Genomic DNA, 13,130 nt, shown 5'->3' with positions numbered 1-13,130 from the left:
AAGCGGAGACGGGCCCGGTCACTTGCCGTAGGCCAGCATCAACTTCTCCTTCGACTCGTCGTTGCCCGTCAGCCGGGTGGTGGAGAGGTAGAAACGCCCGTCCACGTAGTCGACGGCCTTCGAGAAGAAACCGTTCTCCACGTCCGCCGCGCCCTGCGGGTTCTGCAGCAGCGTCTTCGGTGTGTGCGAACCGCCGCCGGTCGGGATCGAGACGATCCGCCCGCCCGCGTCGTACGAGGGCTCCACGTACGCGACGAGGTTCGCGCCGTCCATCCTGAGCGGCAGCATCGAGTCGTCCGCGGGGGACTTGACGCGCCACTTCTCCTTGCCGGTCTCCAGGCTGACCGCGACGACCTCGTTGGCGCCGCTCTTCGCCTCGGTCGGCAGATAGAGGGTGTTGGCGTCGGCCGCCACACCCTCGCAGCCCTGGAGGTCACGCGAGAGGAGCGCCCAGCCGCACTGCGGCGCGAACGACTCGTCGACGTCGACCTGCGAACGGGCCGTGCCGTCGTTCTTCAGCGTGGTGACGTTCCACTGCTTCTTGTCCGCGTTGGTGAGGTAGAGGACGACGGGATCGACCGAGTACGCGCGCTCCACGCGCCAGCCCTTGGGGATCTTCTTGGTCCACTTGGCCTTGCCGGTCGCCGGGTCGAGCTCCTGCACCTCGTCGTGCTCGTTGTCGCCGCCAGCGCCGCAGGAGGAGACGGAGAGCAGCTTGGCACCGCCCGCGAACGCCGAAGGGAAGCAGGCGTTGTCGTACCTCTTCTTGTCGAAGAGCTTGTCGCCGCTGTCCGTGTCGTAGCCGAGGCCGGACTGGGAACGGCCGACCATCAGGGTGTCCCCGGAGATGTTCAGGCTGAGGGAGAGGGAGCTGTCGAACAGCTCACCCTTCGGGATCTCCTTCGTCCAGCCCTTCTTGCCGGTCGCGAGGTCGATCTGCACGAGCTGGTTGCACTCGGCGCCGCTCTTGGTGCCTTCCTTGTACGCCACGAAGACCTTGTCGTCGGACGTCTTCTGGGCGGACGCGGCACAGATGGCCTGCGGGAAAGTGATCGCGGGCCAGCTGACCTTGCCGTCGCCGACGTCGTAGGCGAGGACCTGCTTGTACGCGGCCTTCACGGCGACCTCGTCCGTGATCCACATGCCGGGGGCGTCGGCGCCGGAACCGGGCGCGTCGGGCGCCTCCTTGTACCAGAGCACCTTCGACTCGCCCGCCTGGCGGCCGTCGTTGAGGTCCTCGGTACCGGCGTTGCCGTCGCCGTCGCCGTCACCGGGGTTGATGGGCGCGTCGGACCCGGAGGGCTTGGCGTCCTGGCTCCTGTCGGCGACGGGCTTCTTCTTGCCGCCGTCGTCGTCACCGCTGGAGACGACCAGTACGGTGCCTCCGATGACGAGCACCGCGGCCAGCGCGGCTCCGATGACCATGGCGGGCTTCCCCTTGAAGGGGCTCCGCGACCCACCGCCGGGCGGGGTGCCGGGCCCGCCCGGGAACTGCGGCTGCGTCGGGTAGCCGTAACCGGGCTGCTGCTGGCCGTAGGGCCCCGGCTGCTGCGGCTGCCCGTACGGACCGGGCTGGGCGTACGGGCCCGGCTGCTGCGGGTAGCCGTACGGGCCGGGCTGCTGGGGCTGACCGTAGGGGCCGGGCTGCTGCGGATAGCCGTAACCGGGCGCGGGCGGCGGCGTGGTGCCCGGTGCGCCCTGCGGGGGCGGCGTGGTGCCCTGCGGAGCGCTTTGCGGGGGCGGCGGGGCCGCCGGCGGCTGGGCGGGCGGTGGCGGCGTGGCGCCCCGCGGGTCCTGCGGAGGTCCGAAACCGCCTTGCGGCGGCTGGTCCTGCGGCGCTCCGAACCCGCCCTGCTGCGACGGCTTTTCAGGCGGCTGAGTCATCAGCGCGTTCCCCCTCTTCACTGATTTTTAGCCATGCCCTGCAGTACGCACCGCAGCAGGCGATGCACTCACAGTGGTTGTCATAGGGCCTGAGAGTGTTCTCAGACGGCCCTTTCTATCACCCTGGAGCGCTCGAACACCGGGCCGGTTCTCCCCTGTTTCCAAGGGAGAACCGGCCCGTGATGCCCTCGTTACGCTTGTTCACCGCGCTCGTCACGCATCGTCGGCGAGCTCCAGCCAGCGCATTTCCAACTCCTCGCGCTCGGTGGCCAGTTCGCGCAGCTCGCCGTCCAGTTTGGCCACCTTTCCGAAGTCCGTGGAGTTATCGGCGATTTGCGTGTGCAGCCTGCTCTCCTTCTCGGAGATCTTGTCCAGCTGCCGCTCGATCCTCTGGAGTTCCTTCTTCGCGGCGCGGTCCTCCTTGGCCGACACCGCGGCGGGGGAGACGCCCTTGTCCGCGGCCGGAGCCGAGGCCGCGGCGGCCTCCTCCATCTTGTGGCGCCGCTCCAGGTACTCGTCGATGCCGCGCGGCAGCATCCGCAGGGTCGCGTCGCCGAGGAGCGCGAACACCCGGTCGGTCGTGCGCTCGATGAAGAACCGGTCGTGGGAGATCACGATCAGGGAGCCAGGCCAGCCGTCGAGGAGGTCCTCCAGCTGGGTGAGCGTCTCGATGTCGAGGTCGTTCGTCGGCTCGTCGAGGAAGAGGACGTTCGGCTCGTCCATCAGCAGCCGCAGGATCTGCAGCCGGCGGCGCTCACCGCCGCTGAGGTCGCCGACGGGCGTCCACTGCTTCTCCTTGTTGAACCCGAAGGTCTCGCAGAGCTGGCCCGCGGTCATCTCACGGCCCTTGCCGAGGTCGACCCGGTCGCGGACCGCCTGGACGGCCTGCAGCACCCGCAGCGTCGGGTCGAGCTCGGTGACCTCCTGGGAGAGGTAGGCGAGCTTGACGGTCCGGCCGGCGACAACCCGGCCCGCTGCGGGCTGCGTCTCGCCGTCGGAGCGGGCGGCATCCGCCATGGCGCGCAGGAGGGAGGTCTTGCCTGCGCCGTTCACCCCGACCAGACCGATCCGGTCGCCCGGTCCGAGCTGCCAGGTCAGGTGCTTGAGGAGCACCTTCGGCCCGGCCTGCACGGTGACGTCCTTCAGTTCGAAGACCGTCTTGCCGAGCCGGGACGAGGCGAACTTCATCAGCTCGCTGCTGTCGCGGGGCGGCGGCACGTCCGCGATCAGCTCGTTGGCGGCCTCGACGCGGAAGCGCGGCTTGGACGTACGGGCCGGGGCGCCCCGCCGCAGCCAGGCCAGCTCCTTGCGGACCAGGTTCTGCCGCTTGACCTCCTCGGTGGCGGCGATGCGCTCCCGCTCGGCGCGCGCGAAGACGTAGTCGGTGTAGCCGCCCTCGTAGTCGTAGACGTCACCCTTCTGCACGTCCCACATGCGGGTGCAGACCTGGTCCAGGAACCACCGGTCGTGGGTGACGCAGACGAGCGCGGACCGGCGCTCGCGCAGATGCCGCGCCAGCCAGGCGATGCCTTCCACGTCGAGGTGGTTGGTGGGCTCGTCGAGGATGATCAGGTCCTGCTCGTCGATGAGTAGCTTGGCCAGCGCGATGCGCCGCCGCTCACCGCCGGAGAGCGGTCCGATCACGGTGTCGAGGCCCTGCGGGAAACCGGGCAGGTCGAGCCCGCCGAACAGGCCCGTCAGGACGTCCCTGATCTTGGCGTTGCCCGCCCACTCGTGGTCGGCCATGTCCCGGATGACCTCGTGCCGGACGGTGGCCGCGGGGTCGAGGGAGTCGTGCTGGGTGAGCACGCCGACGTTCAGGCCGCCCGAGTGCGTGACGCGCCCGGTGTCGGCCTCTTCCAGCTTCGCGAGCATCCGGATCAGCGTGGTCTTGCCATCACCATTGCGGCCGACCACCCCGATCCGGTCCCCTTCGGACACGCCGAGGGAGACTCCGTCGAGCAGCGCACGGGTTCCGTACACCTTGCTGACTGCCTCGACATTGACCAGATTGACGGCCATCGCACTCCTGACAAGGGGGATCGATCGACCTTCCAGGGTAGTCGCCCGGAAGGGTGATCCTTCCGGCCTCCCTGAAAGGGTGGGCGGGGACGTTCGGGGGCGCGGTCTTGCGGCTTTTAGGGGCGCGGGGAACGGCGCAGTCTTTCGGCTTCTGTCTTCAGGGGCGCGGGGAACGGCGCGACCAGCCCTCACGCACCCGCACCCACACCCGACACACAACCGTGCAGGTCACAACAGAACAGCCCCCGGCACAGGCCCCACAGCCACGCGCGCAGCGCGACAGACCCCGGACGCCACCAACGCGTCAGCGACCTTCCCCCCGGCCTCCGCGTCAGCGACAAGGAACGCGGTCGTGGGCCCGGACCCCGACACGATCGCGGCCAACGCCCCACCGTCGCTGCCGACGGCCAGCGTCGAGGCCAACGACGGCCGCAACGACAACGCGGCACCCTGAAGGTCATTGGACACGGCCCCGGCCAGCGCCGAGACGTCCCCCGAGGCCAACGCCTCAAGCAGCACCCCGGAGGCAACCGGCTCAGGCACCGCGACCCCGTCATGGAGCCGGTCGAACTCCCCGTACACCGCCGGGGTCGACAGCCCCCCGTCGGCCACGGCGAACACCCAGTGGAAGCTCCCCCCGACCGGAAGGACCCGCAGCTTCTCCCCCCGCCCGGTCCCGAGCGCGGCCCCGCCGACCAGGCTGAACGGCACATCACTGCCCAACTCGGCGCAGATCTCCAGAAGCTCGTCCCGCGAGGCCCCCGTACCCCAGAGGGCGTCGCAGGCGACCAGCGCGCCCGCGCCGTCGGCGGAGCCACCCGCCATGCCCCCGGCAACCGGAATGTCCTTCGCGATGTGGATGTGCACATCGGCCCGGCGCCCGTACCGCGCGGCCAGTTTCTCCGCCGCCCGCGCCGCCAGGTTCGTACGGTCCAGGGGCACCTGGGACGCGTCGAATCCCTCGCAGGTGACCCGGAGGGCGTCGGCGGGGGTCACCGTCACCTCGTCGTACAGCCCGACGGCGAGAAACACATTGGCGAGATCATGGAACCCGTCGGCCCGGGCCCCACCCACGGCCAGCTGGACATTGACCTTGGCGGGAACCCGTACCGTCACGCTCCCCGTCGCGCTCCTCGTCACACCTGCCGTCTCGCCTGCCGTCACACCTGCCGTCTCGCTCACTGCTTGTTCTCCGCGATCCGTGCGAACTCCTCCACCGTCAGGGACTCGCCGCGCGCCTGCGGCGAGACCCCCGCGGCGACCAGCGCGGCCTCGGCGGCGGGCGCCGAACCGGCCCAGCCGGCCAGCGCGGCCCGCAGCGTCTTGCGCCGCTGGGCGAAGGCGGCGTCCACGACGGCGAAGACCTCGCGCTTGGAGGCGGTCGTCCTCACCGGCTCCGCGCGGCGGACCAGCGAGACGAGGCCGCTGTCCACGTTCGGGGCGGGCCAGAAGACATTGCGGCCGATCGATCCGGCACGCTTGACCTCGGCGTGCCAGTTCGCCTTCACGGAGGGCACGCCGTAGACCTTCGAGCCGGGCGGCGCGGCCAGCCGGTCGGCGACCTCCGCCTGCACCATCACGAGCGTGCGCTCGATGGTGGGGAAGGTGTCGAGCATGTGCAGCAGCACGGGCACGGCGACGTTGTACGGGAGGTTCGCGACCAGGGCCGTCGGGGCGGGGCCCGGCAGCTCGGCCACCTGCATGGCGTCCTCGTGGACGAGCGAGAAACGCTCGGCGCGGGCCGGCATGCGGGCGGCGATCGTCGCGGGCAGCGCGCCCGCGAGGGCGTCGTCGATCTCGACGGCGACGACCCGGTCGGCCGCCTCCAGAAGCCCCAGGGTCAGGGACCCGAGGCCCGGTCCGACCTCGACGACCACGTCCTCGGGACGGACGTCGGCGGTCCGGACGATACGCCGCACGGTGTTGGCGTCGATGACGAAGTTCTGACCGCGCTGCTTGGTGGGCCGTACGCCGAGGGCTGCCGCGAGTTCGCGGATGTCGGCGGGGCCCAGGAGGGCGTCGGAGGCGGGGCTGGTCACGCCCCAAGGGTAAGGGTGACCGCTGCCGGGTCCCGTCCATGGGGGTTGCGCCCCACACCCCCTGTCGCGCCGGCGCGCTCGTCCTCAAACGCCGGACGGGCTGAGATGCAGGGGCGGGGGGAACTGCGCGACCAGCCCCCACCGGGCCGCAGACGCCCCTCTCCCCCACGGCCCCCTACAACCGCCCCCCACAGTGCGGCCAGGGACTGGCCCCCCGCCGCACATACAACTTCTTCGCCCGAAACGTCTGCTCGGCCGCGGAAGCGTCCTGCGGCCGCCCCGACCCGCCCAGCGCCTGCCAGGTCCGCGTATCGAACTGGTAGAGCCCGCCGTACGTGCCGGACGGATCGACCGCCCCCGGACGCCCCCCGGACTCGCAGTGGGCGAGCCCCTGCCAGTTCAGCCGGTCGGCTCCCTGCACGGACATGGGAAGCGGCTTCGTCCCCACCTTCACCACCTGCGCACGCGGCTCCCGCACCACCTCGGACCGCAGCAGCCGCGGCTTCTGCTCGACGCCGTTGACGGTCCGCAGCGCGTACGTGACGCGCCGCAGCCCGGGCCGCCCCGCCTGCTCCACGACCTCGGTGCCCCGGAACAGCCCGGGGTCCTGGGTCCGCCGCACCTCGAAGGGCAGCGGTTCCTCACGGACCTCCTTCGTGCCGGTGATCCGCATAACCGTCACCGTCTGTCCGTCGCGCGGAAAGCTGTCGCCCGGCACGGAGGTGGTGTCCTGGCCGTGCAGCGTGATCCCGGCCTCGTCCACGGTCTCGCGGACCGTCGCCGCGTTCGTACGGACCGTCCGCGACTGTCCGTCCGCCATGACCGTCACGGTCCGCTCGGTACGGACGTCGAGCACGAGCCCCGCCCGCCCGATCCGCCGAGCGCGCGGCACCGACACGTACGCGCCCTCCGCGCGCACCCCGAGCTCCCGCAGTGCCTCGTCCACGGTGTGCGCGGTGGTCCACACGCGACTCGCCCGCCCGTCAAGGGTGAGCCGCAGGGGCCTCCCGTACCGCACGGCGATCTCCTCACCGCTGGTCAGGGCGGTTCCGGGGGCGGGGGCAACCACGTCGTGGGCGCCCACCCTGACCCCCTCGTCGGCGAGCAGTTCGCCCACGTCGTCCGCGAAGGTGTGCAGGGTGCGGGGCTTGCCGTCGACGGTCAGTTCGATCGCCTTGTCTTCGGCGACGAAGGCGGAGGTGCCGCCCGCGAGGAAGGCGACGACCAGCGCCTGCGGGAGCAGCTTCCGTACGTCGGGCCGTTCCGCGCTCCTGCGGCGCCGGGCGGCCCGCCGGGCTTCGGCGCGTCCACCGGACCGGGTCGGATCGGCTGTCGGATCCGTCATCGGATCCGCGGTCGGATGCGTGGTCGGATCCGCGGTCAGTTCGGTGGTCGGGGCGAGGGGCACCGCCTGCCGCGGAAGCGTCGGCGCGTCCGGGAACCAGGCTTCGCCGGGGTGCACGTAACCGTGCCCGTACCCATGGCCGTACGCGGGGCCGTGCTCAAGCTCGTACGCGTACACAGGCCCGTGCCTGGTCCCGTACTCGTGGGTGGGCACGGGCTCATACTCGTACGCGGGCCGATACGTGTCCGGATGTCCGTGGCCGTAGCCGTGGCCGTGGCCGTACGCCTCGGGATCGTCACGACCGCCGTAATTGCCGTAACCGCCGTAACCACTGTGACCGCTGTGGCCGCTGTGGCCGCCGTGATAGGCGGGCCCGTATGCCGGAAACGGAAACGGAAACGGAATCGGGCTCGGGCTTGGGTTCGGGCCATACGTCCCGTACTGCGGACTGCTCACGACGACACGCTCCAGAAGACCGGTGGAGAGAGGTACGCCCGCGGGGCTCCTTCGGGTTGAGGGGAGGCGGGTGGGCGGACAGAACCTAGCGGAGCGTCCGTCACTCTCCAAAGCAGCGCGACTACACCGTGTGGTGAAGCGCCTTCGGCCGGACCCTGGGAGCGCGCTGCCCGTTACGGCTCAGTAATCGAACGCGCGGGCGGTGTTCGTCGAGAGCGCCGTCGCCAGCACGTCCTCGTCTAGCCCCCGCACGGTGGCCATGGCACGGACCGTGACCGGAATGAGATAGGGGGCGTTGGGCCGTCCGCGGTACGGGACGGGGGTCAGGAAGGGCGCGTCGGTCTCGACGAGGACGAGTTCGAGCGGCGCCACGGCGAGGGCGTCGCGCAGCGGCTGCGCGTTCTTGAAGGTCATGTTCCCGGCGAACGACATGTAGTAGCCGGCGCGGGCACAGACCGCCGCCATCTCCGCGTCCCCGGAGTAGCAGTGGAAGACGGTCCGCTCGGGCGCGCCCTCCTCCTTCAGGATCCGCAGCACGTCGGCGTGGGCGTCCCGGTCGTGGATGACGAGTGTCTTGCCGTGCCGCTTGGCGATCTCGATGTGGGCGCGGAAAGACCGCTCCTGGGCGGCGATGCCCTCGGGGCCGGTGCGGAAGTGGTCGAGTCCGGTCTCGCCGACGCCCTTGACCTGCGGAAGGGCGGCGAGCCGGTCGATCTCGGCGAGCGCCTCGTCCAGCGCGCCCGCGCCACCGGCCACCCGGGCGCCCTGCCGCGACCAGTTGTCGGGATCGCCGTGCACGATGCGGGGCGCCTCGTTCGGGTGGAGGGCGACGGTCGCGTGGACGGCGTCGTACGCGGCGGCCGTCTCGGCCGCCCAGCGCGAGCCCTTCAGGTCGCAGCCCACCTGCACGACCGTCGTCACGCCGACCGACGCGGCCTTGGCGAGACCCTCCTCGACCGTGCCGGACTGCATGTCGAGATGGGTGTGCGAGTCGGCCACCGGCACCCGCAGGGGGTCCGGCAGGGGCGGGGCTTCGGCGTGGGAAGGCATACCCCGATCCTACGAAGGGGGCCCGGCGGCAACGGAACGCGGTCCTGCCGTGCTGCCGTCCTGCCGTCCTGCCGTCCTGCCGGGCTACCCCGGAGTCACCCCGCCTTGCGGTGGTGGAACGGATGCAGCAGATCGGAGAGGTGCCAGTGGTGCTCGGCCTTGGGCAGCGCGGCCGTCTCCGGCAGTTTGGCCGTCTCCGGCAGCTGTGCCACCTCCGGCGACTGTGCTGTGTCCGCCGATAGCGCGGGGGCCGTCGCGGGGCCCGTGGCGGAGGCTGTCGCGGGAGCTGTCGCGGCAAGCGGGGCGCGCTTCATTGGCGGTACGGACAGCGCGCGGCGCATCGAGTTCTGTGCCGAGGACACCTGGCCGGCCCGCATGATGCGCACGATGTGGCCGTCGCAGTTCACGCAGCTCGGCCGGCTCAGCGGCGACGGCACGACCAGGCCGTCGGCCACGTACGTCACGAACTCGGCTCCGTCGGCGTCGAAGTGGTGCTCGATCTCGTACGACTGCTCCCAGCCGTGTCCGCAGCGCATGCAGGCGAAGGAATAGGACTCGTGGACGGTGTCGGTGTTGGTGGCCGTGATGCGGTGTGCGGGTCCGCCGGTGATCCGACCGGGCTGCCCTGCGATCTCACTCATGCCAGCTCCTCTTGTCCGCTGGACGAGGACGGGTCTGTCCTTCCTCCAGTGGACGCCTCCGCCGACGTGAATGCACCGAACCTGTCGAGTGTTGGAGCCGTCTTGGCCGTTCCTTGTCGGACGGCCCTTGATTCCCGGTCGGAGCTTTGCCTTCGACGGCGGTTCTTTACGAGCGCTTGGGCCGGTGCGCTCCCCTGTGAAATCGTGCGCTCCCCTGAGGGCACGCGCGCTCCCTCGACGGGGCCGACCACGCCCTATTCCAGCAGGTCACCCGCTTCTTCGCGCGCCCACTCCGGGGGTCGCTCAGGAGGTCACTCCGGAGGTCGGTGAGAGGGTCAAGGTCGGTCAGGAGGTCGGTCATGAGGTCGGTCAGGAGATCGCTCAAAAGTTGCTCAGGGAGTCACGCGTTCGGCGTTCTTCGCCGCGACGACCGCGTCGAAGACCTCCCGCTTGGGCACTCCCGCGTCCGCGGCGACGGCGGCGATCGCCTCCTTGCGCCGCTCCCCCGCCTCCTCGCGCACCCGCACCCTGCGCACCAGTTCGTCGGCGCCGAGCACCTCGGTCTTCTCGGGGGCGCCCTCGACGACGACGGTGATCTCGCCGCGCACCCCTTCGGCGGCCCAGACGGCGAGTTCCGCGAGCGGGCCCCGCTTGACCTCCTCGTACGTCTTGGTCAGCTCGCGGCAGACGGCGGCCCGCCGCTCGGTCCCGAACACCTCGGCCATCGCGGCGAGCGTGTCGTCGAGCCGGTGCGGGGCCTCGAAGAAGACGAGCGTGCGCCGCTCACTCTCGACCTCGCGCAGCCGCGACAACCGCTCCCCCGCCTTGCGCGGCAGGAATCCCTCGAAGCAGAACCGGTCGACGGGCAGCCCGGACAGCGCGAGCGCGGTGAGCACGGCGGACGGCCCGGGGACGGCCGTGACCTTGATGTCCTTCTCGACGGCGGCGGCGACGAGCCGGTAGCCGGGGTCGGACACGGACGGCATCCCGGCGTCGGTCACGAGCAGCACGCGCGCGCCGCCGACCAGCGCCTCGACCAGTTCGGGCGTACGCGCGGACTCGTTGCCCTCGAAGTACGACACGACCCGTCCGGTCGGCTGTACGCCGAGGCCCTGGGTCAGCCGCCGCAGCCGCCGGGTGTCCTCGGCGGCGATGACATCGGCCCCCGCCAGCTCCGCCGCGAGCCGGGGCGGTGCGTCCGCGATGTCCCCGATGGGCGTTCCTGCGAGTACGAGGGTTCCTGCCGCGGTTCCACCGGTTCCTGTCACGGTTCCATCCTCGCAGGGGCGGCCCGCGGGACTCACACAGACCTGTTCCCTACGATGGCGCGGTGACAAGTACCGCGTCCTCCACGGACACCCGGCAGGGACAGGGCGTCGAAGAGCAGCGGCCGTCGTGGCAGCAGCGGCTGCGCAGGTTCGGCTACGCGGCCGGATCCAGAGACGACGTCCGCGACCGCCTCGTGCCCGCGTACACCGAGCCCGGCCCACGTCTGTGGGCGGCGATCGGGCTCCGCCAGGAGGCCGCCGAACGCATCGTCCGCTGGTCGGCGTGGGGCGGCCCGCTGCTCATCACGCTGCTGGCGGGCCTGATGCGGTTCTGGAACCTGGGCAGCCCGAAGGCGGTGATATTCGACGAGACGTACTACGCCAAGGACGCCTGGGCACTCATCCACCGCGGGTTCGAGGTCAACTGGGCCAAGGACGCCAACGAGCTGATCCTGCAGAACGGCGGCAACGTCAGGATCCCGACGGACGCCGCCTATGTCGTGCACCCGCCGGTCGGCAAGTACGTCATCGGGCTCGGCGAGTGGATGTTCGGGTTCACGCCGTTCGGCTGGCGGTTCATGACGGCGCTGCTCGGCACGCTGTCCGTGCTGGTGCTGTGCCGGATCGGCCGCCGCCTGTTCCGCTCGACGTTCCTCGGCTGCCTGGCCGGCGCCCTCATGGCCGTGGACGGCCTGCACTTCGTGATGAGCCGCACCGCGCTGCTCGACCAGGTGCTGATGTTCTTCGTCCTCGCGGCCTTCGGCTGCCTGGTGGTCGACCGCGACAAGGCCCGCGAACGCCTGGCCGCCGCACTTCCCGAGGACGCCGACGGGGTCGTACGCCCGGACTCCCACACCGCCACGACCACCCGCCTGGGCCGCCGCCCCTGGCGCCTCCTCGCGGGCCTGATGCTGGGCCTGGCCATCGGCACCAAGTGGAACGGCCTCTACATCCTCGTCGCGTTCGGCCTGATGACGGTCCTGTGGGACGTCGGCTCGCGGCGGGTGGCGGGCGCCCGCCGCCCCTACCGGGCCGTTCTGAGGCGCGACGTGGGCTGGGCGTTCCTCTCGACGGTCCCGGTGGCGGTCGCCACGTACCTCCTCTCATGGACGGGCTGGTTCCTGTCCGCCACCGACGGCAAGGGCGGCTACTACCGCAACTGGGCCACGGCCGACGGCCGCACCAGCGACTGGGGCTGGCTGTTCCCCGACTGGTGGCGCAGCCTGTGGCACTACGAGACCCAGGTGTACGACTTCCATGTCGGCCTGCACTCCCCGCACACGTACCAGTCGAACCCGTGGAGCTGGATCGTCACGGGCCGCCCGGTCTCGTACTTCTACGAGTCGCCGCTGCCGGGCAAGGACGGCTGCCCGACGGACGCGGGCGAGAAGTGCGCCCGCGAGGTCCTGGCCCTCGGCACCCCGCTCCTGTGGTGGGCCGCGGGCTTCGCGCTCCTCTACGTGCTGTGGCGCTGGCTCTTCCGCCGCGACTGGCGGGCGGGCGCGATCGCCTGCGGCATCGCGGCGGGCTACCTCCCGTGGTTCCTCTACCAGGAACGCACGATCTTCTTCTTCTACGCGGTCGTCTTCCTCCCCTTCCTGTGCCTGGCGGTGGCGATGATGATCGGCGCGATGCTGGGCCCACCCGGCGCCACGGAACGCCGCCGAGTGGTCGGCGCGGCAGCCACCGGCGTCCTGGTCCTCCTGATCGCCTGGAACTTCATCTACTTCTGGCCGATCTACACGGGCCAGGCGATCCCGGTCGACTCATGGCGGTCGCGGATGTGGCTGGATACGTGGGTCTAGCTGGGCAGACGCTACGACGGCCGGCTACCGGTGCCGGGCCGTCGTAGTCGTCGTTGGTCGTCACTGGTGGTCGTTGGTCCCCCTCAGACGGCCCGGAGACGGCCCGGCCCCTAGGGCGTCCGCACAGGTGGACGCAACTCTGCGTCCACGGCGACGATAGAGACAGTCGACGGCGCTTAGACGGATCTCAAATGCACGAACCGCAGGAGTGGTCTGCCAAAGACTTACCGCCATCGGAACCGACAGAGGTGCGTGAGTCGTAGTCTCATTACATGGACGACGATGCAACCGAAACCGGGCAGCAAGATCAGGTCGAGTCCGGTGAGTCAGACCGGATCCATCCGCCGCAGCTCGGTGCGTCATCGCGTATTGACTCGTCTCTCGTAGCGGCGACGCGAGCACAGCGTGAACTGGGGTTGGGATCCCTCGCGGCCAGCCTCAATTCCTTCGCGGAAATGGCAGCACAGACCCGACGCGACCTCAACATTGCACCCCTCGCGGCCAGCCTCAATTCCTTCGCAGAGATGGCAGCACAGACCCGACGCGACCTCAACATTGCACCCCTCGCGGCCAGCCTCAATTCCTTCGCAGAGATGGCAGCACAGACCCGACGCGACCTA

10 protein-coding genes are annotated in these 13,130 nt (G+C 70.7%); 2 read left to right on the top strand and 8 right to left on the bottom strand.

Features of this window, described 5'->3' with window-relative positions:
- Window positions 1-18: 18 nt before the first annotated feature.
- The 8 genes from ACIOKD_RS41075 to rsmI form a co-directional block, all read right to left on the bottom strand.
- Entirely contained in the window at window positions 19-1,884 is a 1,866-nt protein-coding gene (locus ACIOKD_RS41075) for a PQQ-binding-like beta-propeller repeat protein (protein ID WP_402093553.1), read from the bottom strand.
- A gap of 213 nt (window positions 1,885-2,097) precedes the next feature.
- A complete protein-coding gene (locus ACIOKD_RS41070) occupies window positions 2,098-3,906 on the bottom strand; it encodes an ABC-F family ATP-binding cassette domain-containing protein (RefSeq protein ID WP_402093552.1) in 1,809 nt (602 codons plus the stop codon).
- A 228-nt stretch (window positions 3,907-4,134) separates the two neighbouring features.
- Entirely contained in the window at window positions 4,135-5,046 is a 912-nt protein-coding gene (locus ACIOKD_RS41065) for a 4-(cytidine 5'-diphospho)-2-C-methyl-D-erythritol kinase (RefSeq protein WP_402093571.1), read from the bottom strand.
- Window positions 5,047-5,084: 38 nt separating this feature from the next.
- On the bottom strand, window positions 5,085-5,945 hold the full coding sequence (gene rsmA / locus ACIOKD_RS41060; protein WP_402093550.1) for a 16S rRNA (adenine(1518)-N(6)/adenine(1519)-N(6))-dimethyltransferase RsmA: 861 nt from the start codon (window positions 5,943-5,945) through the stop codon (window positions 5,085-5,087).
- A 175-nt stretch (window positions 5,946-6,120) separates the two neighbouring features.
- On the bottom strand, window positions 6,121-7,695 hold the full coding sequence (locus tag ACIOKD_RS41055) for a ubiquitin-like domain-containing protein (protein WP_402093570.1): 1,575 nt from the start codon (window positions 7,693-7,695) through the stop codon (window positions 6,121-6,123).
- A gap of 231 nt (window positions 7,696-7,926) precedes the next feature.
- Window positions 7,927-8,796: a TatD family hydrolase gene (locus tag ACIOKD_RS41050; protein ID WP_402093548.1), complete on the bottom strand. Its 870-nt coding sequence runs from the start codon at window positions 8,794-8,796 to the stop codon at window positions 7,927-7,929.
- Between the two features lie 95 nt (window positions 8,797-8,891).
- The gene (locus tag ACIOKD_RS41045; RefSeq protein WP_402093546.1) at window positions 8,892-9,437 is read right to left on the bottom strand and encodes a hypothetical protein; all 546 of its coding nucleotides are present in this window, start codon (window positions 9,435-9,437) and stop codon (window positions 8,892-8,894) included.
- A 392-nt stretch (window positions 9,438-9,829) separates the two neighbouring features.
- The gene (gene rsmI / locus ACIOKD_RS41040; protein WP_402093544.1) at window positions 9,830-10,705 is read right to left on the bottom strand and encodes a 16S rRNA (cytidine(1402)-2'-O)-methyltransferase; all 876 of its coding nucleotides are present in this window, start codon (window positions 10,703-10,705) and stop codon (window positions 9,830-9,832) included.
- A 62-nt stretch (window positions 10,706-10,767) separates the two neighbouring features.
- On the opposite strand from rsmI, the gene ACIOKD_RS41035 reads away from it, so the two are divergent.
- Both ACIOKD_RS41035 and ACIOKD_RS41030 read left to right on the top strand, forming a co-directional pair.
- Window positions 10,768-12,510, top strand: coding sequence for a dolichyl-phosphate-mannose--protein mannosyltransferase (locus tag ACIOKD_RS41035; protein WP_402093543.1), 1,743 nt, complete (start codon window positions 10,768-10,770; stop codon window positions 12,508-12,510).
- A gap of 272 nt (window positions 12,511-12,782) precedes the next feature.
- On the top strand, window positions 12,783-13,130 hold a 348-nt coding region (locus tag ACIOKD_RS41030), incomplete at its 3' end, for a hypothetical protein (protein ID WP_402093541.1).

Origin of the sequence: Streptomyces sp. NPDC087844, assembly GCF_044742785.1 — a bacterium.
In the GTDB taxonomy this organism is placed as follows: Bacteria; Actinomycetota; Actinomycetes; order Streptomycetales; family Streptomycetaceae; genus Streptomyces.
The sequence above is the reverse complement of the archived record's forward strand: the minus strand, read 5'-3'. Positions and strand labels throughout refer to the sequence as shown.